The sequence below is a fragment of the Nonomuraea bangladeshensis genome (genome assembly GCF_039529455.1).
GTDB lineage: Bacteria > Actinomycetota > Actinomycetes > Streptosporangiales > Streptosporangiaceae > Nonomuraea > Nonomuraea bangladeshensis.
The window spans coordinates 667246-691593 of the sequence record NZ_BAAAMV010000007.1 but is presented as its reverse complement, the minus strand read 5'-3'; the positions used below and the strand labels follow the sequence as shown (position 1 = coordinate 691593).

Sequence of the window (24348 nt, the reverse complement as noted above, 5' to 3'; positions counted from 1 at the left end):
TCCCCCCTGATTGGGGCAGCATGGCTAGACGTGAGAGAGCGTGCCGATCAGCTCGTGCTGAACTACGTCTCCAGGGCCGCCGACGCGGCCCACGGCGTGTTGCGCTCCGAGCAGCGGCTGGACTTCGCCCGGCGGCTGCGCGCCCGGATCGAGGCCGAGGTGGGCGGCAGCGAGAACCCGCGCGCGGTGGCGAAGGTGCTGGACCGGTTCGGCGACCCGGCGGCGCTCGTCGAACGCGAGGCCCACCGCCTCGCCACCACCGAAACCGCCGCCGGCTCGGGCGGGACGCGGCGGTTTCCCGCCATCCGCGATGACACCCTGCACGCCCCCCACAGGGTCGGGCAGCAGCGGGGGAGCCGTTCGACCGGTCTGGGGCTGCCGTTCGCGGCTGCGCAGGGTCGCGATGTCCACCGCCAACCCCATGGCCACCGGAGGCAGGGACGCGCGGACCGTGGTCAAGGAGCACCCGCGCGAGATCGGCGCCCTGGTGATCCTGGTGGCGGCCGCGCTGCTGGTGCCGTTCGGGCTGCCGTCGCTGGCGATCTTCCCGGTCCCCCTGGTGGTGTGGGCGGCCGGCACGGCGGTCGTGCTGCTGAGCGAGAGCTGGGAGGCCCGCGACCGCTTCCTGGGCGCGGGCGCGCCGCTGCTCGGGTACGCGGTCGGCGGCGTGCTCGTCGGCGGCCTGCGGGTCGGCGCCGAGCCGGGTTTCGACACGTTCATGACCGAGTTCTGGGCCGTGAGCGGCACCATGTTCATGATCGACACCGGGCTGGGCGTGGTCTGGCTGGCCTACCGCCTGCTCGACCTCACCTGATCACCGACCTCAGCTGATCACGGGAGCCGGGCTCGGCAGCAGCCCGACGGCGAGCCGCACCCAGGCCGTCACGAACTGCTCCTTGTCCGCGTGCCCCGCCAGCTCGCCCACCGTCTCCTGGAAGAGCCGGTAATGCACGACGGCGCCGCCGAGCACGGTTGCGATGCCCGACCAGTCGATCTCGACGTCGCGGTATTCGGGCTGCGCGCGGAACCAGGTGACGATCGCGTCGAACATGGGCTGCAGCAGCCCGTCCCGTACGACGGCGACCAGCTCCGGGAACTGGCTGAGGTCGCGGAAGAAGACGCGGGTCAGCTCCGACTCCTCGCGCACCTTGGCGAGCCCCGCCCGGCAGACGAGCGACAGCCGCTCCTCCAGGTCGGCCGAGGACTCCATGGCGTCCAGCTCGGCCAGGCTGCCGGCCACCTGGCTACGGGTACGGGCGGCGTGCTCGTTGATGGCGGCGGCGAGCACCTCGTACTTGGACTTGAAGTGCCTGTAGAGCCCTCCGGCGCCGGGAGACAGCCCTGAGGCGGCCTCGATCTCGGCCACGGAAGTGGCGGAGTAGCCCCGCTCGGCGAACAGCCGCAGGGACTCATCGATGATCCGCTCACGGGTGGATCTGCTCATGTCTATCCTGATACCTCCGTAAGGAGAGTAGTCGTTACGGAGCGGCGCGCCGGACCGGGCTCGCCAGGACCGAGCCCTCCCCCTCGATAAGTAATTCCTTTCTGGCCATTCCACCATCCCACAACAAGGGCGGTTACCGGAGGCCGAGCGGCCTTTGGCATCCTGCACGGGTGATGACATCGGTAGGTTTCGACCTTGACATGACATTGGCGGATACGCGAGTGGGGATAGCGGCCGCCATGGACGAGCTGTCGGCGCGTTTGGGGGTGCCGATCGACAGCGCGGCCGTGGTGCGGCGGCTCGGGCCGCCTTTGGAGATGGAGTTGGCCAACTGGATGCCCGCCGAGCAGGTCCCGGCGGCGGCCGACCTGTATCGGGAGATATATCCGGATATAGGGGTTCCCGTACACACGGCCATGGACGGCGCCCACGACGCCATCGCCGCCGTCCGCGCGGCCGGCGGCCGGGTCATCGTGGTGACGGGCAAGAACCCGCGCGACGCCGTCGGCACCGTCGAGAAGCTGGGGCTGGTCGTCGACGAAGTGGTCGGCTCGCTGTTCGGCGCGGGCAAAGGATCGGCACTCGCGAGGTTCGGCGCCGCCGCCTATGTTGGTGACCATGTCGCGGACATCGATGCGGCCCGCGCGGGAGGCGCCGTGAGCGTCGCCGTGGCCACGGGGCCGTACACAGCGGAGGAGCTGCGCGAGCACGGCGCGGATGTGGCTCTTCCCGACCTCACCGAATTCGCCGGTTGGTACGCCCGCTGGTGCCGCCGCGATGAAGTCCGGTAATTCATCGGCATTTACCCGGTCGCTCCGCCGCCCTTCGGGGCATAACCTACATCCATCCAGCCTTTTCGACTGTTTGAACGAGGTCCTCCTGTGCCGAGTGGCAAGGTCAAGTGGTACGACGCCGACAAGGGATTCGGCTTCCTCACCCGTGACGACGGCGGTGAGGTCTTCGTGCATTCCTCCGCGCTGCCTCCTGGCACCGGCCCGCTGAAGCCAGGCCAGAAGGTCGAGTTCGGCGTCGCCGAGGGCCGCCGCGGCCAGCAGGCGCTGTCGGTGCGGATCCTGGAGCAGCCGCCCACCCTGGCCAAGCCCAAGCCGAAGGGCAAGCGGAAGAAGCCCGACGAGATGGTCGTCATCGTCGAGGACCTCATCAAGCTGCTCGACGAGGTCTCGGGCACCTACCGCCGGGGCAAGCACCCCGAGACCGCGCACGCCAAGAAGATCGCCCAGGTGCTGCGCGCCCTCGCCGACGACCTCGACGCCTAGCGGCACTCCGGCCCGCTCAGCCGAACGGGTTGGTCAGCGGTTTGGTGGAGTCGAGCGTGTCCCCGCGCCTGGGGTCACGCTCGGCGGGCGCGGGCGCGGGCGCGGGCGTGGGCGCGGGCCACTCGGCGGTCGGCGCGGACGCGGCAGCGTCGTAGCCGGCGTCCGGGTCGTACAGGCCGTGTTTCCTCGCCGCCTCGGCCCTGGCGGCGCGCACCCGCCGTACGCGGGCGAACACCAGCCACCCGAGCGCGGCGGCCAGCGCCACCGCCAGCCCCACCAGCCCGGTGGAGGCGTCGCGGGCCAGTGACAGCACCAGCCCGACCAGCCCGCCGAACACCCACGCGAGCTGCAGCACCGCCTCGACCACCCCGAACGTGGACGAGCGGACCTCCTCGCCGATCTCGCGCTGCACGATCGCGTCCAGCGCGAGCTTGCCCAGCTCCTGCGCGAACGCGGTGACCAGCGAGATCGCCAGCGCCGCCCAGACGCCGAACAGCAGCGCCGTCACGACGGCGGTCACGAGGGTCAGGGCCAGCGTGGCCGGCACGATGAGCTGCGGCGCGTGGTTGCGGGTCCAGTTGGCCACGGCCGCGCCGGCCAGGCCGCCGAGCCCGGCCGCGCCGGCCAGCAGCGCGATCGTCCGCGGCACGTCGAAGAACGGGTCCCGGCCCGCCAGCCACGGCACCGCGTGGTCCTGCACCAGGAACAGCAGGAAGAACAGCAGGAAGCCGGAGAAGACGCGGATGGCGACGTTGGCCCAGACGGCCTCGGCGACCGCCGGGCCCACCTTCAGCAGCGTCCGCCAGCGGTGCCTTGCGCCCTCCTCCTCCAGGTCGGGGGAGTCGATGTGGCGCGGCAGGCGTACCGCGACGACCCCGAGCGCCAGGAAGGCCAGCATGGCCACGCGCAGCACCACGGCGCTGCCCAGCCACGCGGTCAGCCCCGCGCCGATCGGCACCGCCACGCCGGCCGCGACCAGCGTGAACAGCGCCACCCTCGCGTTCGCCGACACCAGCGTGATGTCGGCGGGCAGCACGTTCGGCATGATGGCCGCCCGCGACACGTTGTACGCCTTCGACAGCACCAGCACGCCGAGCGCCCCGATGAACAGCGTCGGCAGGTCCCCGGGACCGACGGCGGCCGCCATCGCGAAGCAGAGCAGGCCCCGCCCGAACAGCGTGCCCGCCATCACGTAGCGGCGGCCGGACCTGAACCGGTCGAGAATCGGCCCGACGAACGGCGCCAGCAGCGCGAACGGCAACATCGTGATGACGAGGTAGAGCGCCACCGAGCCGCGGGCCTCGCCGACCGGCACCCCGAAGAAGACCGTGCTGGCCAGCGCCACCGTCACCAGGGCGTCGCCGGCGCTGTTGCCGGCCGACAGCTCGATCAGCCGGCCGAGGCCGGTGCGGCCCGCGCCGCCCGCGTACGTCAGCCGCCGCGTGGCCCTGCCGACCGACTTCACGCCGTTGGCGGTGGCCCGGCCCGCCCTGGCCGTGCCTCCGGCGGTGGCCCGGCCGGCCCGTCCGGCGGCACGGCCGGCGTCGGCGACGCCGCGCCCCATGCGCCGCGCGGCCTCGCGTGCCCGGTCCCAGCCTGCGTCCACGCCTACCAGTCTTACCCGATTCGGGCGAAGAGTCGGCGGACGATGCGCCGTTCCCGGCCCGTCCAGGTCCCGTGATGGGTGAGAATGAAGTGTGAGCGAACAGCACCTTTCGCCGGAGGCGGCCCGATGAGCCGCACAAGGGCCCGTGTCCCCGCTCCCGACCAGGCGTGTGCCGAGGCGGTCGAGCTGGCACGCGCCGCGGCCGAGGAGCTCGCGCGGCCGGGCGAGCCCGGGGAGCACCTCGGCTTCGAGAGCGAGGGCGACCGCATCGTCACCCATTACTTCGCCTGCCTCGACCGCGCCTACCGCGGCTGGCGCTGGGCGGTCACGGTCACGCGCGCCTCGCGGGCGAAGAAGGTGACGGTCAGCGAGGCGGTGCTGTTGCCGGGCACGGGCGCGCTGCTCGCACCCGAGTGGCTGCCGTGGAGCGAGCGGCTGCGCCCCGGCGACCTGGGCGTGGGCGACCTGCTGCCGGCCGCCGAGGACGACGACCGGCTGGCGCCGGGTTTCACCGAGGTCGACGACGACGCCGACCATCAGGCGCTTTTCGAGTACGGCCTGGGCCGGGCCCGTGTGCTCTCGGCCATCGGCAAGGACCGGGCTGCCAGGCGCTGGCACTCCGGCGAGCACGGGCCGCATACACCGATCGCACACGCCGCTCCCGCGCAGTGCTCCACCTGCGGCTTCTACTGGCTGCTCGCGGGTGGGCTGCGGCAGACGTTCGGGGTCTGCACTAACGAGTACGCCCCCGACGACGGCAAGGTGGTCTCCGCCGACCACGGGTGCGGCGCCCATTCCGAGGCCGCCGTGCTGCCGCCGCCGGTGGAGCAGGCCATCCCGATCCTCGACGACCTCGGCTACGACCTGATGGAGGAGGAGCCGGGGGCCGTCGCCGGCTTCGCCGAGGAGCCGGGCTCGGCCGAGGAGCCGGGTTCCGTCGACGAGTCGGGGTCGGAGGAGCTCGGTCATTCCTGATCGAGGTGTCAGGCTGGGGGCAGAGCGATAACCGGGTTTCCTGTCGCCGGTGGCCGCTAACCTACCCTGGCCCACCCTCAACCTCATCAGGATCGTGATCGATGACCGACACCTTTGGCTGTGACCGGATGCGGGCCGCCGTCCTCGCCGCGTGGACTGCCTCGCCCGCCAGGTTCCGCGAGGACGCCAACGCCGAGGAGGACTTCGCGCTCGGCGGCTACCGCGACCGGCTGATCGTCGAGCTGGCGCAGAACGCCGCCGACGCGGCCCTGCGCGCGGGCGTGCCAGGGGTGCTGCGGCTGACGTTGCGGGGCGACGTGCTGACCGCGGCCAACACCGGCGCCCCGCTCGACGCGACCGGCGTGCAGAGCCTTTCCACGCTGCGGGCCTCCGGCAAGCGCGACGAGGCGGGCGCGGCCGGGCGCTTCGGCGTCGGGTTCGCCGCGGTGGTCTCGGTGACCGACGCGCCGTCCATCGGCTCGCGCGGCTTCGAGGCGGTGCGCTGGTCGCGCACCGACACCGCGGCGCTGGTCGCGGAGATCCCCGCGCTGGCCGGCGAGCTGGCCGACCGCTCGGGGCACGTGCCGCTGCTGCGGCTGCCGTTCGACGAGCCGCCCCTGGTCGACATCCCGGAGGGCTTCGACACGCTCGTACGCCTGCCGCTGCGCGACGCGGCCACGGTCGAGGCGGTGCGGCGGATGCTGGCCGAGACCAGCCCGGCGCTGCTGCTCGGCCTGCCCGCGCTGGAGCTCATCGAGATCGACGTCGAGGGCGAGACGCGCAGGGTCGTCGCCGACGGCTGGCACGTGGTCTCCGACTCCGGGGAGTTCACGCCCGAGCAGGTGGCCGCGCTGTTCGCGGACCGTCCCACCGAGGAGCGGTCCCGCCCCTTCTGGTCGCTGCGCTGGGCGGTACCCGTCACCGGCACCGGCGAGCCGGGGCCGCTGCCCGCGAGCGTGCCGCCCGTGGTGCACGCGCCCACGCCGAGCGACGAGCCGCTCGACCTGCCCGCGCTGCTGATCGCCTCGTTCCCGATGGCCACCGACCGGCGGCACGTCGCCAAGGGGCCGCTGGCCGACTTCCTCGTCGGGAAGGCGGCCGACGCCTACGTCCGGCTGCTGCGCGAGCTGCCCCGCACGTCCAAGCTGCTCGACCTGGTGCCCGCGTTCATGGGCAAGGGAGAGCTGGACGCCAGGATCCGGCGGGCCGTGCTGGACCGGCTGCCGGGCACGCCCCTGCTGCCCGCCCTGTCCGCGCCCGCGCCTGCCGTGCAGACGCCGTCGTTCGCCGACGCCGAGGTCTACGAGCCCGACGCCGCCTGGCAGGTCGAGCAGCCCGCGCCCGAGCCGGAGGCGGGCGGCTGGGTGGTGAGCGGCCGCGAGGCGGCCGTGCTGGCCGCCGGGTCGGCCGAGCTGCTGGCCACGGTCGCCGCTTTCGTGCCCGGCCTGCTGCCGGCCGGCTGGCCGCCGCGCCATCCGGCGATGACCGCGCTCGGTGTGCGCCGGGTCGAGCTGGCCGACGTGGTCGACCTGCTGTCGGGCGAGGCCGTGGAGGGGCGCGAGCCGTCCTGGTGGCGTTCGCTGTACGAGGTGCTGCCCGTCGACGACCCCGAGTCGCTGGGCGCGCTGCCGGTGCCGCTCGCCGACGGGCGCGTGGTGCGCGGGCCGCGCGGCACGCTCATCCTGTCCGACGGCGGGGCCGAGCTCGACCTGACGCCGCTCGGGCTGCGCATCGTGCACCCGGAGGCGGCCCACCCGGCGCTGCTGCGGCTGGGGGCGGCCGAGGCCACGCCGCGTACGGTCCTGGAGGACCCGCTGACCAAGGCCGCGGTGGCGCAGTCGCTCGACAGCCCAGAGCCCGAGCCGGTGGCGCGGGCCGTGCTCTCGCTCGTCCAGGCCGCCGGGCTGGCGCCGGGGGAGGCGCCCTGGCTGGCCGAGCTGGCCCTGCCGGCCGCCGACGGCGAGCTCTACCCGGCCGGTGAGCTCATGCTGGCCGACGGCGCGCTGGCCGGCGTGCTGGAGCCCGGCGGCCACCTGGGCATCGCCTCGGCGGCGCTGGAGGAGACGTACGGCTCGCGGGTGCTGGCCGCGGCGGGCGTGCTCGACGGGTTCGCGGTCGTCCACGACGAGGACGTCCTGCTCGATCCCGACGAGTGCGACCACGACCTCGACGGCGAGGTCGACTGGCTCGACCACGTGCTCGACCTGCTGCCCGAGCTCGACGTGCCCCCGCTGATCCCCGAGTTCACGGCCGTGCGCGACCTGGAATTGGTCGCCGACTGGCCGGCGGCGCTGGCGCTGCTGGCCAGGCCGCCGCTGCGGGCCGCGCTCCACCCGCTGCGGATCGCGGGCGTCGAGGTGCCGTCCTACACCGCGTGGTGGCTGGCCCGCCATCCGGTGCTCGACGGGCGCAAGCCGCTGGAGCTGCGCCTGCCCGGCGCGGACCCGCTGCTGCAGGGCCTCTACGCCGACGCGCCCGCGGGGCTCGACGAGGGGGCGCTGTCGATGATCGGCGTCCGCACCACACTGGCCGAGCTGCTGGCCTCGCACGGCGGCCCCGAGGAGCTGCTCGACCTCATGGCCGACGAGTCCGTCGAGGTCGACCGGGCCCAGTTGCGCGCGCTGTGGGTGGCGCTGGCCGGCGTCGATCCCGAGCGGGTGGCGCCGCCGTCGCGGGTGCGGGCGGTGCTGCGCGGGTCGATCGTGGTGGCGGCGGCCGAGGACGCCGTGGTCGTGGAGGCGCCCGACCTGCTGCAGCTCGTCGCCGACCGGCCGCTGGTGCTGGCCCCTTACGACCTGGCCGAGTCGCTGTCGGAGCTGCTAGACCTGCCGCTGGCGGGCGAGCTGACGACCGGTGAGGTGACCTCGGCGGGCGAGGTGCGCGAGGTGCCGGCCGAGGTGCGCTCGCTGCTGCCGGCGGCTCCCGGCACGTACGTCGAGCACGAGAAGCTGCTGGTCGACGGCGTGGAGTGCGCCTGGCGCTACTTCGAGGGCGCCGTGCACTGCACGGGGGTCGACGGGCTGGCCCGGGGGCTCGCCTGGGCGACGGGGCAGTGGGGCGACCGGCTCGCGGTGGCCGCGCTGCTGCGCGATCCCGACGCGGTGCCGCTGCTGCTGGCCGAGGCCGACCTGTCGTAGCCGCGTCTCAGGGGTCCGCTTGACGGCGGGCCCCTGAGGCTAGTTGTCGCGGGGGCGGCGCACCATCCACATCCCGAGGAAGCCGAACGCCACTCCCGTGACGCAGGTCCAGATCCACCACTCGTTCCCGGGTGCGGGACGGAAGATCAACAGGACGACCAGGGCGACGGCCCAGAGGGCCGTGCCGACGCCGACGGCGGCGACGTCGTTGGTCTTGATCGGCTCTGGGTCGGGGTGCCACTGCTTCACGTGGTTCAGCCTAGCTTCCAATAGTGTCTCGATCGTATTACTGACACTTTCCGCAGGTCATCCCATACTGTCACCCTTCGCGTCGTGAGCGACACAAAGAACACTGAACCCCGATCCGCACTGGACCGCTTCTTCGCGATCACCGCGCGAGGATCGACCGTCTCCCGGGAAGTCCGGGGCGGTCTGGCCACCTTCTTCACGATGGCGTACATCGTGGTGCTGAACCCGTTGATCATCGCCACCGGCAAGGACATCGACGGCGAGTACATCGGCGACGGCAGCGCGCCCAACATCGCGCTGGTGGCCGCCGGCACCGCCTTCGTGGCCGGCGTGATGACGATCCTCATGGGCGTCATCGGCAAGGTGCCCTTCGCGATGGCGGCCGGGCTCGGGCTCAACGCCTTCGTGACCTTCAACATCGCGACGGTGATGAGCTGGGAAGAGGCCATGGGCCTGGTCTTCCTGGAAGGCGTCATCATCGCGATCCTGGTGCTGACGGGGCTGCGCACCGCGGTCTTCCACGCCATCCCCGCCCAGCTCAAGACCGCCATCAGCGTGGGCATCGGCCTGTTCATCGCGCTGATCGGCTTCGTGGACGCCGGCTTCGTGCGCAAGGCCCAGGGCACGCCCCTGGAGCTGGGCATCGCCGGCAACCTCACCTCGTGGCCGATCTTCGTCTTCATCGTGGGCCTGCTCGCCACCGCCGCGATGGTGGCGCGCAAGGTGAAGGGCGCCATCCTCATCGGCATCGTCGGCACCACGGTCCTCGCCATCGTCGTCGAGGCGCTCACCAAGGCCGGCAGCTTCTCGGCCGAGAACCCCGGCGGCTGGCAGCTCAACCGGCCCACCGTCCCCGAGCAGATCTTCGGCTTCCACAACCCGCTGACGCTGTTCGCCGAGTTCGACCCGATCGGCGGTTTCCAGCGGGTGACGATCCTGCTGGCCGTATTGTTCGTCTTCACCCTGCTCATCACCGACTTCTTCGACACCATGGGCACGGTCGTGGGCGTCGGCCGGCAGGCGGGGCTGGTGCAGGAGGACGGCATGCTGCCGCGTACCAAGCAGATCCTGCTCGTCGACTCGATCGGCGCGGCGGCGGGCGGCGCGGGCTCCGTCTCCTCCAACACGACCTACATCGAGTCGGCGGCCGGCGTCGGCGAGGGCGCCCGCACCGGCCTGGCCAGCGTGGTGACCGGGGCGCTGTTCCTGGTGGCCATCTTCTTCGCGCCGCTCGTGACGGTGGTGCCGTACGAGGCCGCCGCGCCCGCGCTGGTCGTCGTGGGCTTCCTCATGATGACCGCGATCCGCGACATCGACTGGAACGACTACGAGATGGCCATCCCGGCGTTCCTCACGATCGTCATCATGCCGTTCACCTACTCGGTCTCCAACGGCATCGGCGCCGGCTTCATCAGCTACGTGCTGATCAAGGTGGTGCGCGGCAAGGCGCGCGAGGTGCACCCGCTGCTGTGGGGCACCGCGGTGCTGTTCGTGCTCTACTTCGCGATCGGTCCGATCCGGGCGCTGCTCGGCATCTGATCGCGCGTCACGCAGGCCCGGAGCCGCCCCGCACACGCGGGGCGGCTCCGGGGTATCAAGGGGTGAGACGCCTAAACGGTTGGGGAAATATCGTGGACTGCCGTATAGTTAGCAAAGGTAATGACTCATGCTAACCAACACCCCGCACAAGACAGGTCTGCGCGGCGACGCGGGTCTGGCTTCAGCCTTGCGCGTGTCGCTGACAAGGCTCAACCGACGACTCAGACGACAGGCGGCGGCGCACTCGCTGACGCCCACCCAGTTCGCGACGCTCGCCGCCGTGGAGCGGCACTCCGGGATTACGCCCGGAGAGCTGGCCGAGCTGGAGAAGGTGCAACCGCCCTCGATGACCCGCGTGATCGCCGGTCTAGAGGAGCGCGGACTGGTCGCCCGTGGCCCGCATCCGACCGACCGGCGCCAGGTGACCGTGACCGTGACCGAGGCCGCCCAGAAGCTGCTGAAGGAGGAACGCCGACGCAAGGACGCGTGGCTGACGCAGCGGCTGAAGGAGCTCTCCCCGGAGGAGAAGTCGATCCTCAGGCAGGCCGCGCCGATTCTGGAGAAGCTCAGCAGGATATAGAGCCTGAGCAACCCAGGACCGGGATGTTCCGGTCGCTCAGGATTCGCAACTACCGCATGTTCGCGGCCGGTGGCGCCGTCTCCAACGTCGGCACCTGGCTGCAGCGCACCGCCCAGGACTGGCTGGTGCTCGACCTGACCAACGGCAGCGCGGCGGCGCTCGGCACGGCGACCGCGCTGCAGTTCCTGCCGATGCTGCTGTTCGGCATGTTCGGCGGCGTGCTCGCCGACCGCTACCCGAAGCGCCCCATCCTCGTCGCGGCCCAGAGCCTCATGGCCATGCTGGCCCTCACCATCGGCGTGCTGACGATGACCGGCAGCGCCCAGGTGTGGCACGTGTACGTGATGGCGTTCCTGCTCGGCATGATCTCCTGCGTGGAGGTGCCGACCCGGCAGGCGTTCGTGGTCGAGATGGTCGGCCGCCGCGACCTGCCCAACGCGATCGCGCTCAACAGCTCCATCTTCAACCTGGCCCGCGTGGTCGGCCCGGCGCTCGCCGGCGTGCTGATCTACGTGCTCGGCGGCACCGGCCCCATCTTCCTGGTCAACGCGCTGACGTTCGGCGCGGTGATCTCCTCGCTGGTGTTCATGCGCGCCTCCGAGCTCAACCCGGCCGAGCCGGTGCCTAGGGCGAAGGGGCAGCTCCGCGAGGGCCTGCGCTACGTCGTACGGCGCGAGGAGCTGCTGCTGCCGGTGCTGCTCATCGGGTTCGTGTCGATGTTCTCGCAGTCGTTCTCGATGTCCATAGCGCTGATGGCGCGCGAGGTGTTCAAGGCGGGCGCGTCGTCGTTCGGCCTCGCCTCCAGCATGTTCGCGGTGGGCGCGCTGGGCGGCGCGCTGCTCGCGGCGCGCAGGGCCAAGCTGACGAACAAGGTGCTGTTCGCCGGGGCGATCGGGTTCGGGGCGTTCCAGATCCTCACGGCGCTGGCCCCGTTCTACCCGGTCTACCTGCTGCTGCTGGTGCCCACCGGGGTCGCGCTGATCACCGTCAACACGGCCGCCAACGCCAGCGTGCAGCTCGCCACGTCGGCCGAGATGCGCGGCCGGGTGATGGGCATCTACATGCTGGTCTTCACCGGCGGGGCCCCGCTCGGCGCGCCGCTGGTCGGCTGGCTGTCGGAGCTCGGCGGGCCGCGCCTCGGGGTGCTGCTGTCCGGCGTGCTGGTGCTGGCCGGGACCGGGCTCGCGGTCGTGGTGTCGCGGCTGATCAGCCGCAGGGTCTCCCGCCCCACCCTCGCGATGGCCTGACCCGTCCGCGCCCGCTCCCAGCGGGCACAATGTGTTGGCATGAGGCTCTTCGCGGCCCTGGTGCCGCCCGACGAGGTGCTGGACGAGATCGAACGCGCGATCGCGCCGCACGTCGGGCAGGTGCCGGGGCTGCGCTGGCCCGACCGGGCCACCTGGCACATCACGCTGGGCTTCTTCGGCGAGGTGCCCGAGCGGGCGCTGCCCGAGCTGGAGACCCGCCTGGCCCGCGCCGTGCGCCGGCATCACGCGCTCGACCTGGCCTTCGCCGGATTCGGCGCCTTCTCGTCCGCCCGCCGCGCCCGCGTCTTCTGGATCGGCGTCACCGGCGACTCCATGACCAGGCTCGCCGACTCCGTACGCGCCGGGGCCCGCCGCGCCGGGGCCACCGAGACCGACGCCAAACCCATGCACCCGCACCTCACGCTGGCCCGCGCCAGGACCGAGACCGACCTCCGCCCGCTGGTGGAGTCGCTGTCGGGGTTCAGCGGCTCGCCGTGGCGGGCGGAGACGGTGCGGCTGGTGCGCAGCCGTACCGGACCGCAGGTGAGGTACGAGTCACTCGCCGAATGGGCGCTCGCACCCGCCGAGCCGGGCTAGGCTCCAGGGCGTGGATCGTCCTCGTCCTTGGCTGCTGCCCCTGGTGCTCGGCCTGCTCCTGCTGATCGTGGTGCTCGGCGCGCTGCTCACCTGAGCCCTACCAGGCGTAGTCCTCCGGCGCGGTCCTGTGACCGGGGAAGATCTCGTCCAGGCGGGTCAGCACGGCGTCGTCCAGCTCGATCTCCAGCGTGCGCATGCTGCCTTCGAGCTGCTCCAGCGTGCGCGGGCCGATGATCGGCGCGGTGACCGCCCGCTGCTTGAGCAGCCAGGCCAGGCCCACGTGCGCCGGGTCCTCGCCCAGCTCGTCGCAGAGCTTCTCGTACGCCTCGATCTTGTCGCGGTGCTTCTCCAGCTGCTTGACGATCTGCTCGCTCGCCGAGCGGCCCTTGTCGATCTTGCGGAGCACGCCGCCCAGCAGGCCGCCGGCCAGCGGGCTCCACGGGATCACGCCGAGCCCGTAGTCCTCGCAGGCGGGCAGCACCTCCAGCTCGACCGCGCGGGTGAGCAGGTTGTAGTGGGACTGCTCGCTGACCAGGCCGAGGAAGTTGCGCCGGGCGGCGGTCTCCTGGGCCTTGGCGATGTGCCAGCCGGCGAAGTTCGAGGAGCCGACGTAGAGGATCTTGCCCTGCTGGCGCAGGACCTCCATCGCCTCCCAGAACTCCTCGAACGGGGTGTTCCTGTCGACGTGGTGCGCCTGGTAGATGTCGATGTAGTCGGTCTGCATGCGCTTCAGCGAGGCGTCGCAGGCCCGGCGGATGTTGAGCGCCGACAGCTTGCTGTCGTTCGGCCACTCGCTCATGCCGCCGTAGAGCTTGGTCGCGATGACGGTCTTCTCGCGCCGCCCGCCGCCCTGGGCGAACCACCTGCCGATGATGTTCTCGGTGATGCCCTCGCCCAGCTTCCAGCCGTAGACGTTGGCGGTGTCGAAGAAGTTGATGCCCAGCTCCAGGGCCCGATCCATGATCGCGAAGGAGTCTTCCTCCGAAGTCTGCGGGCCGAAGTTCATGGTGCCGAGGCAGAGGGGGCTGACCTGAAGGCCACTGCGTCCGAGGTTGACATAGTCCATGGATCCAACCCTAAAGACCTGGAGCGCACTCCAGGCCAGACGCTTCCCGGCGCGCCGGTGGGGCATGATGGCGGCGTGGGGGATGCCTTGATCCGGATGCTCGCGGCCGTGTTCGCGGCCTGTTGCCTGGCCGTCGTGCCCGTCCATGCGGCGGCGGCCGACGACGACGAGCGGATGGAGAAGCTCTTCACGTTCAAGGACCCGAGGATCACCGAGTCCAGCGGCCTGGCGGTGTCGCCCACCCATCCTGGCATCTACTACACGCACAACGACAGCGCCGCCGCCCCGACGTTCTACGCGGTGGACGGCGAGGGGCGCACCCGGGCGACGTACCAGCTGCGCGGCGCGGAGGCGCGCGACTGGGAGGCGATGGCCGCGAGCAAGGACCCGCGCACCGGGCGCGGCGTGCTCTGGTTCGCCGACATCGGCGACAACCTCGACGGCGCCTGGCCCGACGTGTCGATCTACAAGGTGATGGAGCCGCAGCGGCTCGGCGACGCCACGCTGCCCGCCGTCCGCTACCGGTTCCGCTACGCCGACGGCGCGCGCAACGCCGAGGGCATCATGGTCAACCCGAGGACCGGGCGGCTCTACGTGGTGTCCAAGGAGTTCGCGGGCTCGGTCTACGCCGCGCCGAAGACGCTGCGCACCGACCGGACGAACGTGCTGCGCAGGGTGGCCACCGCGCCCATCATGGCGACGGACGCGGCGTACGCGCCGGACGGCTCCTCGTACGTCGTGCGCACCTACTTCTCCGCCACCCTCTACAAGCCCTCGGGCGAGACGATCGCGAGGGTGACGATGCCGCAACTGGAGCAGGCGGAGTCGATCGCGTTCACGGCGGACGGCAAGGCCCTGCTCACCGGCAGCGAGGGGGCGCGGAGCCCGGTCTACCGGGTGCCGCTGCCCGCCCGCGCGCTGGCCTCCGCCTCGCCGGGCGCCACTCCTGCGCCCACCCCCACCCCCACCCACAGCCCGGCCAAGGCCGAGAGCGGCATGGACGCGCAGGCGGACAGTGCGGCGGGGGGCGGGCTGGCGCTGAAGGACGTGCTCATCTGGCTCGCCGCGGCGGCGACGGCCATCGGCGTGATCACCTTCATCGCCCGCCGGACCGCCTGAGGCGGCCGTCACCGACATCGCCCGGCGGACCGCCTGACCGACCTCAGCCGACCACCTGACCGGCCTCAGCGGCCGCCGCCGCGCATGGTCGCGGTGAACATGTCGCCGCGCAGCGCCCGCTCCACCACCTCGATCGAGCGCGACAGCCGGACCAGCCGCGGGCCCTCCTGCCGGTAGGCGTCGAGCACCGCCTCGATGGCGTGCGGCGGCAGGTGGCCCTTGAGGTCGACGGCGGCGGCGCGGTAGCCGGCGCGGGCGGCCTCGACCGCCGAGTGCACGTGGTGCCTGGCCATGCTGGCCAGGGCCACGGGGTGGCGGCGCAGCACCTCGTAGGCGCGGTAGTCGGGCGGGACCGCGTCGAGCAGCCAGGCCACGGCCGAGGTCTCCCAGTCGGGGACGCTGGGCGGTCGGACCTCGGCGGGCCACTCGGGCGGGACGTACATATCGGCATCGTACTCATGTTCGATTCGTCCTGATATGGCGGGGACGGGCGGTAAGCCGGGAAAATCGGTCATGTGACGGAGAGAATCGGGATCGTGGGCGCCGGGATCGTCGGGCTGGCGGTGGCGCGCGAGCTCGCCGCCACCCGGGGCGCCGAGGTGACGGTGCTGGAGAAGGAGGACGGCGTCGCCGTCCACCAGACCGGGCACAACAGCGGCGTCGTCCACGCGGGCATCTACTACCCGCCCGGCTCGCTCAAGGCCAGGCTGTGCCGGGAGGGCGTGGCGCTGCTCAAGGACTACTGCGCGGCGCACGGGCTGCCGTACGAGGAGGTGGGCAAGCTCGTCGTGGCGAGCACCCACGCCGAGCGGGCAGGTCTCGCCGCGCTGGCCGAGCGGGCCCGCGCGAACGGCGTCCCCGGCATCGCCGAGCTGGACGCTCTCGGGCTGCGCGAGGTCGAGCCGCACGCGGTGGGCGTCGGCGCGGTGCACTCCCCGCACACGGCGATCTGCGACTTCCCCGCCGTCGCCCGCCGCCTCGCCGAGGACGTCGAGGAGCTGGGCGGGTCCGTACGCCTCGCGCACCCCGTCCGCGGCATTCGCGAGCGCGCGGGCGGCGTGCAGGTGCTGGCCGCCCGCCGGATCTTCACCTTCGACCGCCTGGTGGTCTGCGGCGGGCTCGGCACGGACGCCGTGGCCGCGATGGCCGGGCGGCCGGGGGAGGTGCGGATCGTCCCGTTCCGTGGTGAGTACTACGCGCTCCAGGGCGCGGCGAAGGAGCTCGTACGCGGGCTGATCTATCCGGTGCCCGATCCGCGCTATCCGTTCCTGGGGGTGCACCTGACCCGTACGGTCGGCGGCGAGGTGCTGGTGGGGCCGAACGCGGTGCTGGCGCTCGCGTACGAGGGCTACAACTGGCGCAAGTTCGGAAATATCCGGCAAATTCTTGGTTGGCCCGGCACCCTCCGCCTGGCCCGGCAGCACTGGCGCACCGGGATCAAGGAGGTGCGCGGCAGCCTCGCCAAGGGCGCCTTCGTCCGGGCCGCCCGCCGCTACGTGCCCGAGCTGAGCGGCGCCGACCTCGTACGCGCGCCCGGCGGCGTCCGCGCCCAGGCCGTGGCCAGGGACGGCCGGCTGGTGGACGACTTCGTCGTGGACGTGCACGGCAACGTCGTGCTGGTCCGCAACGCCCCGTCGCCCGCGGCCACGTCGAGCCTGGCGATCGCCAGGCATGTTGCCGGAATTGTCCCAGCACTCGTCCGTTAAAGGCATCCTTATGGTGATGGAATCACGCCTGCTGATCGTCGAGGACGACCCCAACATCCTCGAACTCCTCGCCGCGAGCCTCAGGTTCGCGGGTTTCGACGTGACCACGGCGAAGAGCGGCGTCGACGCCGTCGCCTCCGTGCAACGACACCGCCCCGACCTGGTCGTGCTCGACGTCATGCTGCCCGACCTGGACGGTTTCGAGATCGTCAGGCGGCTGCGCGGCGGCGGGCTGCACACGCCGGTGGTGTTCCTGACCGCCCGTGACGAGACCGAGGACAAGATCCGCGGCCTCACGATCGGCGGCGACGACTACGTGACCAAGCCGTTCAGCCTGGAGGAGGTGATCGCGCGCATCCACGCGGTGCTCCGCCGTACCAGCGGCGACCTGCCGGCCGCGCCGCCGCGGCTCACGTTCGCCGACATCGAGCTGGACGAGGAGAGCCACGAGGTGTGGCGCGGGGGCACCGCCGTGCCGCTGTCGCCGACCGAGTTCAAGCTGCTGCGCTACTTCATGACGAACGCCGGGCGCGTCCTGTCCAAGCCGCAGATCCTCGACCACGTCTGGGACTACGACTTCCGCGGCGAGGTGGGCATCGTCGAGTCGTACGTGTCCGTGCTCCGCCGCAAGATCGACAACCGGAGCCCCCGCCTCATCCACACCCTGCGGGGCGTCGGGTACGTGCTGCGCCTGCCCCCGAGCTCCTGATGACCCGGCTGCCGCTGAGGATCAAGCTGATGGCGTCCATGCTGGCGCTGCTCGGCTTCGGCATGGTCTTCATCGGCCTGGTCAGCGTGTCGGTGCTGCACGGCTACCTCATCGACCGCGTGGACGGGCAGCTCACGCTGCTCAGCGAGCGCATGCACAAGAAGATCGTCAACGACCGGCGCAACGACAGGGAGACCCCCGAGCGGCCGATCCTCATCGAGTCGGACGCGATCGTCCTGGTCAAGGAGCCCGGCGGCGACTTCGTGCCGATGCTGACCGACCGCGACGTGGACGCCAAGCCCAAGCCCCTCCTCGGCAGCGCCCCCGGCCAGGACGCCTACACCGCCCTCGCCTCCAGCGGCGACGGCGAATGGCGGGTGCTGCAGCGGCAGGTGCATCGCACCACGCTCGTCGTCGCGGTGGACCTGGAGGAGGTCGACGCGATCACCAAGCGGCTCGTGCTCATCGAGCTGCTGGGCGGCGGCGGCAGCCTGCTCATCCTCGCCGTCGTGGGCGTCACCATCGTCCGGCGCAGCATGCGCCCGCTCGCCCAGATCGAGCGCACCGCCGAGGCCATCGCCGGCGGCGAGCTGGGGCGCCGGGTCCCCGACGCCGACCCCCGTACCGAGGTGGGCAGCCTGGCGAGGTCGCTCAATGGCATGCTCGCCCAGATCGAGGCCGCCTTCGCCGCCCGTTCGGCCTCCGAGGAGGCCGCCCGGCGCTCCGAGGACCGCATGCGGCAGTTCGTCGGCGACGCCTCCCACGAGCTGCGCACCCCGCTCACCTCCATCCGCGGCTTCGCCGAGTACGCCCGCCAGAACCCCGGCGCCGACCCCGTCGAGCTCATGCAGCGCGTGGAGAAGGCGGCCGGCCGGATGAGCCTGCTGGTGGACGACCTGCTCCTGCTGGCCAGGGTGGACCAGCAGCGGCCGCTGCGGATGCGCCCCGTGGACATGCTGGCGCTGGCCGCCGACGCCGTGCAGGACGCCCGGATCATCGCGCCCGACCGTACGATCAAGCTCGACGTCGTCGGCGGCGCGGCCCTGATCGTCTCCGGCGACGAGGTACGCCTGCGCCAGGTGGTCAGCAACCTCGTCACCAACGCCATCGTCCACACCGAGCCCGCCTCGCCGATCATCGTCCGGGTCGGCGCCGGCGGCGAGCAGGTCTTCCTGGAGGTCGCCGACCAGGGCCCCGGACTCACCCCCGAGCAGGTCGAGCACGTCTTCGAACGCTTCTACCGGGCCGACAGCGCCCGCGCCCGCCGCCGCTCGACCGAGGAACGGGGCAGCGGGCTCGGCCTCGCCATCGTCCAGGCACTCGTACGGGCCCACGGCGGCGAGGTCACCGTGACCAGCACCGTCGAGGACGGCTCCACGTTCCGGGTCGAACTCCCACTAGCTTTGGAGTGACCGTTCAGCTAACCCTCAGGTCGTTTTGTCACTGTAAGTAGGTGACGAAACCCGAGGCGCTGATCATGGTGGTGGACGACGAACCCAGCATCAGGGACCTGCTCTCCGCCAGCCTGCGCTTCTCCGGGTTCGAGGTCCTGACCGCCGCCGACGGGCAGGAGGCCGTCGAGGTCGCCGAACGCGCCTCGCCCGACCTCGTGGTCCTCGACGTGATGCTTCCCGACCTCGACGGCCTGGAGGTCGCCAAGCGCATCGACGCGCCCGTGCTCTTCCTCACCGCCCGCGACGCCACCGAGGACAAGATCGCGGGCCTGCGGGTGGGCGACGACTACGTGACCAAGCCGTTCAGCCTGGAGGAGGTGCAGGCCCGCATCCGGGCCGTGCTCCGGCGCACCCGCGTCGACGGCGCGCCCGCCACCCGGCTCAAGGTCGCCGACCTGGAGCTGGACGAGGACTCCCGCGAGGTCTGGCGCGGCGGCCGGTCGGTGCGCCTGTCGCCGACCGAGTTCAAGCTGCTGCACTACTTCATGGTCAACGCCGGGCGGGTGCTGTCGAAGGCGCAGATCCTCGACCACGTCTGGAACTACGACTTCGGCGGGGACGCCGGGGTGGTGGAGTCGTACGTGTCCTACCTGCGGCGAAAGGTGGACGACGTCGAGCCACGGCTCATCCACACCCTGCGCAGCGTCGGCTACGTGCTCCGCGAACCGCCGCCCGGCCCCTGACGGTCCGGGGCGTCGGGTCGGCCCTCCGCGGGTTGGTCACGGTACGACAGCTCGTAGAGATGGCCGCCCTTGATCAGAATCGAGACCTCGACCGGCCGTCCCGAATCGCTGTAGACCATCCGGAACTGCCGGAAGACGGGCACATCGGCCGGCAGGTCCAGACCCTCGGCCTCATCGAGGGTCGGTTGCCGTACCGAGATGCGGTCCTCGAAACGCCGCTCGGGGAAGCCGAGGTCCGCGAGTGCCTGCGGCGCACCGCCCCGGATCTTCTTACGGCTGCTCAAGGGGCTGTCGGCGGCGATGTCGAGCGGATAGTACGACCACGACAGCTCCACCGGCTCGCCGTCGTGCAGCAGCAGGCGGTGGCGCAGGACGACGTTCTCGCCGTCAGGTGTCGCGAGTGCCGTCGCTACGTCGTACGGCGGCGGCGTCTCGCTCACCTCAAGCAGTTCGTAGCTGTAGCCACCCGTGGTCGGCGGCTTGTAGGCGGTGGCCTCGACGACGAACTGCCGGCGTTCTCGTACGAACACGCCTTTGCCTGCATGACCACGGACGAAACCCTCGTCCTTCAGGGACTGAAGGGCTCGCTGGATCGTCGCGTTCGCCGCCTCGAACCGGCCGACCAACTGCGGCGTCGAAGGCAACTGCTCACCTGGTCGCAGTGCGCCGGACATGATCTCGGCTCGCAGCTCCGCCGCGATCTGCTGATGACGAGGGCGTGGGTCGGGCCGCCTTGCCAAGCTGTCACGTCTCCTTGCTGATGGTCATCTCGTAACGCAGCTCGCGCCCGTCGGCGACCATCGTCATCACGCTGACCTCGTACGGGGTCCCGGCGCTCGTACGCGACACCCTGGTGAGGACCAGGACCCAGTCCTGCGGGCGGAGGCCGAGCACGGCCTGCTCGGGCTCCGTCGAGGGGCGGGCGGTGACCCGTTCCTCGACCTTGTGCGGCCGATAGCCGAGCTCGGCCAGCAGGGTGACGGCTCCGCCAGGGATCTTGCGGGACTCGGCGAGCCTCGTGCCGCCCGCGATCCCGACGGGATAGTAGGAGTCGGCCAGCTCCGTCGGCCGCCCGTCCAGCAGCACCAGCCTCCGCCGGACGATCGCGGTGTCCCCGGGGCCGAGCCGCAAGGCGTCGGCCACCGCCTGTGGAGGACTGACCTCCTCCACGCCGCGTAGCTGGTTCGTCCCGACGTGGCCGTGCGCCTCCGCCTCCGCTGTCCAGGCGTCCGGGTCGCCGGCGCGGCGAGGCCGCAGGTAAGGGGCGGAGATGTCGGTCCAGCCCGTGTCCGACACGAGTCCTCCACGAGGTCGAGATCCGAGAGGTGTCACGGTACCGCTCCGCACCGCGACGCTCCCCACATGGCACCGCTGAATCGGCCCCCGCGTGGGTAGCGTGAGGCGTATGGATCTGCTGGGCGCGTTGGAGGCATTGCGCCGGCCGCTGGACCGCGAGCTGTTCCCGCTGGCGATCGGCGAGGCGGCGGCGGACCGGCGGGCGTTGCGCGAGCTGACCGGGCAGCTCGACGACTACCTGCTGCCGCGGCTGCGGGCGATCGACGCGCCGCTGCTGGCCGTCGTCGGCGGCTCCACCGGGGCGGGCAAGTCCACGCTGGTCAACTCGCTGGTCGGCGCGGACGTGGCCGAGCCGGGCGTGCTGCGGCCCACCACGCTGACCCCCACGCTCGTGGTCAACCCGGCCGACCGGCCCTGGTTCATGGGGCAGAACGTGCTCCCCGGGCTGTCCCGCGCCACCGGCGAGGGCCCCGGCGCGCTGCGCGTGGTGACCTCCGACGCGGTCGGGGCCGGGCTGGCGCTGCTCGACGCGCCCGACATCGACTCCGTCGTCACCGCCAACCGGGAGCTGGCCGCGCAGCTTCTCGCCGCCGCCGATCTGTGGCTGTTCGTCACGACCGCCGCCCGGTACGCCGACGAGGTGCCGTGGAGCTTCCTGCGTTCGGCCCGCGAACGGAGCACGGCCCTCGCCGTGGTGCTCGACCGGGTGTCGCGGGAGGCGATCGAGCCGGTGGCCCGCGACCTCAACCGGCTGCTCGACGAGAACGGGCTCGACGGCACCCGCCTGTTCACCGTCCCCGAGGCGGCCCTGCCGGACGAGAAGGCGCGCCTGCCCGAGGAGTACGTACGCCCCATCGCCTCCTGGCTCAACGGGCTGGCCGAGGACGCCGCCGAGCGCGCCCGCGTCGTACGCCAGACGCTCTCCGGCGCGCTGGACAGCCTGGAGACCCGGGTGCCCGCCCTGGCCACGGCGGTCGCGAGGCAGCAGGCGGGCTTCGACGGGCTGCGCGCGATCGTCGCGAACGCGTACGCGGGCGGCCTCGCCGACTTCGACGGCGGCATGCGCGACGGCTCGCTGCTGCGCGGCGAGGTGCTGGCCCGCTGGCAGGACTTCATCGGCACCGGCGACCTCATGCGTACGCTGGAGAGCCGCGTCGGCTGGCTCCGCGACCGCATTGTGGGCTTCTTCACCGGCCGGATGCCGGAGACGCAGCTCAAGGAGGCCCTGGAGAGCGGCGTCGAGTCGCTGATCCGTGGAGCCGCCGACGGGTCCGCCGAGCGGGCGCTGGAGGGCTGGTCCGCGGCGCCCGGCGGCGCGGGGCTGCTCGACCGGCTCGGGGCCGTCGAGTCGGCCCGGCTCGGGCGGGCCTCGCCCGACCTCGGCAGGCGGGCGGAGGCGGCGGTGCGCGGCTGGCAGGAGTTCGTGCTCGACCTCGTACGCGACGAGGGCGCCGAGCGGCGCACCGCGGCACGGGTGGCCTCGTTCGGGGTGAACGGGGCGGGGCTGCTGCTCATGCTGGGGGTGTTCGCCTCCACGGGCGGGCTGACCGGCATCGAGGTGGGGATCGCGGGCGGCACGAGCGTGCTGTCGCAGAAGGTGCTGGAGGCCGTCTTCGGCGACCAGGCGGTCCGTACGCTGACCGTCACGGCCCGCGAGGACCTGCGCGAACGGGTCCGCGTCCTGCTGGCGGAGGAGGCGGCCCGCTTCGACGCCCTCCTGGAGTCCGCCGAACCGCCGAAGGGCACGGCCGAGCAGCTCGACGAGGCCCTTGCCGAGATCAGGGCCCAGCGGGCGCGGCGCGCCGACCTCCCGGCGTCGGCCGTGGAGCCGGCGCTCCCTCCAGGGGCGTGGCAGCCCGCCGCCACCATGGAGCTGCCGGTCCAGTCCGGCGCCGAGGAGGAGGGCCGGTGAAGCTGCTGCGGCGCAAGGAGGGGCCGTCCCTCGACACGCGGGTGAGCGCGCTGCTGGAGGCGGCCACGCTCGGCGACGGCCGGCTGCCCGAGGAGGCGGTGACCGCCGCGCGGGCCGTCGCCGAACGGGCGGGAGCGCGGGCCGGTCTGTCCCTCGACCACACCGTGGCCGCGCTGGCCGGGGCCACCGGCAGCGGCAAGTCGTCCCTCTACAACGCGCTGGCGGGGCAGGAGCTGGCGGCGGTCGGCGTCACCCGGCCCACGACCTCGACCGCGCAGGCGGCGCTCTGGGACGGCGAGGGCGCGGGCCCGCTGCTCGACTGGCTGGACGTCCCGCACCGCCACTCCGCCGCGGACGCGGACGGGTCCGGGCTCGTCCTGCTGGACCTGCCCGACCACGACTCCATCCGGCTCTCCCATCGGCTGGAGGTGGATCGCCTGGTGGAGCTGGTCGATCTGCTGGTGTGGGTGGTGGATCCGCAGAAGTACGCGGACGCGGCGCTGCACGAGCGCTACCTGCGGCCGCTGGCCGGGCACCGGGACGTGATGCTGGTGGTGCTCAACCAGGTCGACCGGCTGCCGCCGCAGGCCGTCGAGCGTTGCGTCGGCGACCTGCGGCGGTTGCTGGAGGGCGACGGGTTGGCGGACGTCCCGGTGCTGGCGGTCTCGGCGCGTACCGGTGAGGGGATGGCCGGGCTCCGGGAGGTGCTGGGGGAGCGGGTCGCGGCCCGCGCGTCCTGGGCGGCACGCCTGGGCGCCGACGTCGCCGCGGCCGCCGCCCACCTGGGTGCGGCCGAGGGCGGGGGCGGGGGCGGGGGCGAGGTCCCGGCGCTGGAGCAGGGGTCTGGGAGGGGGCTGGAGCAGGGGTCTGGGAGGGGGCTGGAGAAGGGACCTGGGAGGGGGCCGGAGCAGGGGCCTGGGAGAGGACTCGGCAAGGGGGTCGACAAGGGGCTCAGGGAGGCGCTGGCGCGGGCCGCAGGGGTGCCGCTGGTGGTGGAGGCCGTGGCCAAGGGGCATCGGCACCGGGCCGTGGTGGCGACCGGCTGGCCGGTCACCCGCTGGCTGCGGCGCTTCCGCCCCGACCCGCTGCGCCGGCTCCGCCTGGGGACGACGGCGGTCCAGAACGCGCGCCCCCAGCTCCCCTCGCCAGGGGACGCGGAGATCGTCGGGCGGACGTCCGTGCCGGGCGCGTCCGCCGTGCAGCGGGCGCAGGTCGAGACCGCGCTCAGGGACGTCGGCGAGTCCGCCGCCACCGGCCTGCCCGGCCCCTGGGCGACGGCGGTGCGCCACGCGGCCCGCTCCCACGCCACCGAGCTGATGGACGCGGTGGACCGCGCGATCGCCACGACCTCGCTCGACGCGACCCGCCGCCCCCGCTGGTGGAGCGCGGTGAACGCGCTGCAGTGGCTGGTGTTCGCGGCCATGCTGGCGGGCGCGCTCTGGCTGGGGGTGCTGTTCGGGATGGACTATCTGCGCCTGCCCCAGCCGCCACTGCCCACCGCCGGGCCGGTCCCGTGGCCGACGGTGCTGCTGGCGGGCGGGGCGCTGGCGGGGGTGCTGGTCGCGCTGCTGTCCCGGCTGCTGGCCTGGCTGGGTGGCCGCCGCCGCGCCCGCCGTACGGGGAAGGCGTTGCGGACGGCCATCGCCGAGGTGAGCGATCGGCTCGTGCTGGAGCCGGTACGCGCGGAGCTGGACCGGCACGCCCGCTTCACCGAGGCGCTCCGCCTGGCCCGCGCCGAGGTGTGAGGGCCGG

The 24348-nt window shown here is 72.5% G+C and carries 24 protein-coding genes; 16 read left to right on the top strand and 8 right to left on the bottom strand.

Annotation, left to right across the window (positions count from 1 at the left end; all coding sequences use genetic code 11):
* Positions 1 to 62 precede the first annotated feature (62 nt).
* A complete protein-coding gene (locus ABD292_RS26050) occupies positions 63 to 305 on the bottom strand; it encodes a hypothetical protein (protein ID WP_344211615.1) in 243 nt (80 codons plus the stop codon).
* Positions 306 to 403: 98 nt separating this feature from the next.
* Here ABD292_RS26050 and ABD292_RS26045 point away from each other — a divergent pair, with 98 nt between their 5' ends.
* A complete protein-coding gene (locus tag ABD292_RS26045) occupies positions 404 to 814 on the top strand; it encodes a hypothetical protein (RefSeq protein ID WP_344211613.1) in 411 nt (136 codons plus the stop codon).
* A 9-nt stretch (positions 815 to 823) separates the two neighbouring features.
* Here the strand turns inward: ABD292_RS26045 and ABD292_RS26040 are convergent, their stop codons facing one another.
* Positions 824 to 1444 carry a TetR/AcrR family transcriptional regulator gene (locus tag ABD292_RS26040; RefSeq protein ID WP_344211611.1) on the bottom strand — a complete coding sequence of 207 codons (621 nt, stop codon included), beginning with the start codon at positions 1442 to 1444 and terminating at the stop codon, positions 824 to 826.
* Between the two features lie 173 nt (positions 1445 to 1617).
* Between ABD292_RS26040 and ABD292_RS26035 the strand changes: the two genes are divergently transcribed.
* Both ABD292_RS26035 and ABD292_RS26030 read left to right on the top strand, forming a co-directional pair.
* The gene (locus ABD292_RS26035; RefSeq protein WP_344211663.1) at positions 1618 to 2235 is read left to right on the top strand and encodes an HAD family hydrolase; all 618 of its coding nucleotides are present in this window, start codon (positions 1618 to 1620) and stop codon (positions 2233 to 2235) included.
* A gap of 90 nt (positions 2236 to 2325) precedes the next feature.
* Positions 2326 to 2721, top strand: a complete 396-nt coding sequence (locus tag ABD292_RS26030) for a cold-shock protein (RefSeq protein WP_344211609.1) — start codon at positions 2326 to 2328, stop codon at positions 2719 to 2721.
* Between the two features lie 16 nt (positions 2722 to 2737).
* Here the strand turns inward: ABD292_RS26030 and ABD292_RS26025 are convergent, their stop codons facing one another.
* Positions 2738 to 4327 (bottom strand): MFS transporter, encoded by a 1590-nt coding sequence (locus tag ABD292_RS26025; protein ID WP_344211607.1) that lies wholly within the window; start codon positions 4325 to 4327, stop codon positions 2738 to 2740.
* Between the two features lie 126 nt (positions 4328 to 4453).
* Between ABD292_RS26025 and ABD292_RS26020 the strand changes: the two genes are divergently transcribed.
* Both ABD292_RS26020 and ABD292_RS26015 read left to right on the top strand, forming a co-directional pair.
* Positions 4454 to 5302, top strand: a complete 849-nt coding sequence (locus tag ABD292_RS26020; RefSeq protein ID WP_344211605.1) for a DUF3027 domain-containing protein — start codon at positions 4454 to 4456, stop codon at positions 5300 to 5302.
* 101 nt (positions 5303 to 5403) lie between these two features.
* Complete coding sequence (locus ABD292_RS26015; protein ID WP_344211603.1) at positions 5404 to 8439, top strand: sacsin N-terminal ATP-binding-like domain-containing protein; 3036 nt, start codon at positions 5404 to 5406, stop codon at positions 8437 to 8439.
* Positions 8440 to 8478: 39 nt separating this feature from the next.
* On the opposite strand, the gene ABD292_RS26010 is transcribed toward ABD292_RS26015, so the two are convergent.
* Positions 8479 to 8688 carry a DUF2530 domain-containing protein gene (locus tag ABD292_RS26010; RefSeq protein ID WP_344211601.1) on the bottom strand — a complete coding sequence of 70 codons (210 nt, stop codon included), beginning with the start codon at positions 8686 to 8688 and terminating at the stop codon, positions 8479 to 8481.
* 84 nt (positions 8689 to 8772) lie between these two features.
* On the opposite strand from ABD292_RS26010, the gene ABD292_RS26005 reads away from it, so the two are divergent.
* From ABD292_RS26005 to thpR, 4 genes are all read left to right on the top strand, one after another.
* Positions 8773 to 10227: an NCS2 family permease gene (locus ABD292_RS26005; protein WP_344211599.1), complete on the top strand. Its 1455-nt coding sequence runs from the start codon at positions 8773 to 8775 to the stop codon at positions 10225 to 10227.
* Positions 10228 to 10354: 127 nt separating this feature from the next.
* Positions 10355 to 10807, top strand: a complete 453-nt coding sequence (locus ABD292_RS26000) for a MarR family winged helix-turn-helix transcriptional regulator (RefSeq protein WP_329589302.1) — start codon at positions 10355 to 10357, stop codon at positions 10805 to 10807.
* 23 nt (positions 10808 to 10830) lie between these two features.
* A complete protein-coding gene (locus ABD292_RS25995; protein WP_344211596.1) occupies positions 10831 to 12054 on the top strand; it encodes an MFS transporter in 1224 nt (407 codons plus the stop codon).
* 39 nt (positions 12055 to 12093) lie between these two features.
* Positions 12094 to 12651, top strand: coding sequence for an RNA 2',3'-cyclic phosphodiesterase (gene thpR, locus ABD292_RS25990; protein WP_344211594.1), 558 nt, complete (start codon positions 12094 to 12096; stop codon positions 12649 to 12651).
* Positions 12652 to 12748: 97 nt separating this feature from the next.
* On the opposite strand, the gene ABD292_RS25985 is transcribed toward thpR, so the two are convergent.
* Entirely contained in the window at positions 12749 to 13717 is a 969-nt protein-coding gene (locus ABD292_RS25985; protein ID WP_091092816.1) for an aldo/keto reductase, read from the bottom strand.
* Positions 13718 to 13792: 75 nt separating this feature from the next.
* Between ABD292_RS25985 and ABD292_RS25980 the strand changes: the two genes are divergently transcribed.
* The gene (locus ABD292_RS25980) at positions 13793 to 14836 is read left to right on the top strand and encodes a hypothetical protein (RefSeq protein ID WP_344211592.1); all 1044 of its coding nucleotides are present in this window, start codon (positions 13793 to 13795) and stop codon (positions 14834 to 14836) included.
* Between the two features lie 65 nt (positions 14837 to 14901).
* Here ABD292_RS25980 and ABD292_RS25975 read toward each other — a convergent pair whose 3' ends face one another.
* Entirely contained in the window at positions 14902 to 15279 is a 378-nt protein-coding gene (locus ABD292_RS25975; protein ID WP_344211590.1) for a hypothetical protein, read from the bottom strand.
* A 72-nt stretch (positions 15280 to 15351) separates the two neighbouring features.
* On the opposite strand from ABD292_RS25975, the gene lhgO reads away from it, so the two are divergent.
* The 4 genes from lhgO to ABD292_RS25955 all read left to right on the top strand — a co-directional run bounded on the left by lhgO (position 15352) and on the right by ABD292_RS25955 (position 19388).
* Complete coding sequence (gene lhgO, locus ABD292_RS25970) at positions 15352 to 16542, top strand: L-2-hydroxyglutarate oxidase (protein ID WP_344211588.1); 1191 nt, start codon at positions 15352 to 15354, stop codon at positions 16540 to 16542.
* Between the two features lie 10 nt (positions 16543 to 16552).
* Positions 16553 to 17251 carry a response regulator transcription factor gene (locus tag ABD292_RS25965; RefSeq protein ID WP_344211586.1) on the top strand — a complete coding sequence of 233 codons (699 nt, stop codon included), beginning with the start codon at positions 16553 to 16555 and terminating at the stop codon, positions 17249 to 17251.
* A gap of 29 nt (positions 17252 to 17280) precedes the next feature.
* Positions 17281 to 18663 (top strand): sensor histidine kinase, encoded by a 1383-nt coding sequence (locus ABD292_RS25960; protein WP_344211584.1) that lies wholly within the window; start codon positions 17281 to 17283, stop codon positions 18661 to 18663.
* A 65-nt stretch (positions 18664 to 18728) separates the two neighbouring features.
* Positions 18729 to 19388 carry a response regulator transcription factor gene (locus ABD292_RS25955; protein WP_344211661.1) on the top strand — a complete coding sequence of 220 codons (660 nt, stop codon included), beginning with the start codon at positions 18729 to 18731 and terminating at the stop codon, positions 19386 to 19388.
* Here the strand turns inward: ABD292_RS25955 and ABD292_RS25950 are convergent.
* Positions 19355 to 20128, bottom strand: coding sequence for a GntR family transcriptional regulator (locus ABD292_RS25950; RefSeq protein WP_344211582.1), 774 nt, complete (start codon positions 20126 to 20128; stop codon positions 19355 to 19357). The genes ABD292_RS25955 and ABD292_RS25950 overlap by 34 nt on opposite strands.
* A 4-nt stretch (positions 20129 to 20132) precedes the next feature.
* Complete coding sequence (locus tag ABD292_RS25945; RefSeq protein WP_344211580.1) at positions 20133 to 20684, bottom strand: GntR family transcriptional regulator; 552 nt, start codon at positions 20682 to 20684, stop codon at positions 20133 to 20135.
* A gap of 109 nt (positions 20685 to 20793) precedes the next feature.
* Between ABD292_RS25945 and ABD292_RS25940 the strand changes: the two genes are divergently transcribed.
* Both ABD292_RS25940 and ABD292_RS25935 read left to right on the top strand, forming a co-directional pair.
* A complete protein-coding gene (locus ABD292_RS25940; protein WP_344211578.1) occupies positions 20794 to 22596 on the top strand; it encodes an ABC transporter in 1803 nt (600 codons plus the stop codon).
* On the top strand, positions 22593 to 24341 hold the full coding sequence (locus ABD292_RS25935) for a YfjP family GTPase (RefSeq protein ID WP_344211576.1): 1749 nt from the start codon (positions 22593 to 22595) through the stop codon (positions 24339 to 24341). The genes ABD292_RS25940 and ABD292_RS25935 overlap by 4 nt, the downstream gene beginning before the upstream one ends.
* Positions 24342 to 24348 lie beyond the last annotated feature (7 nt).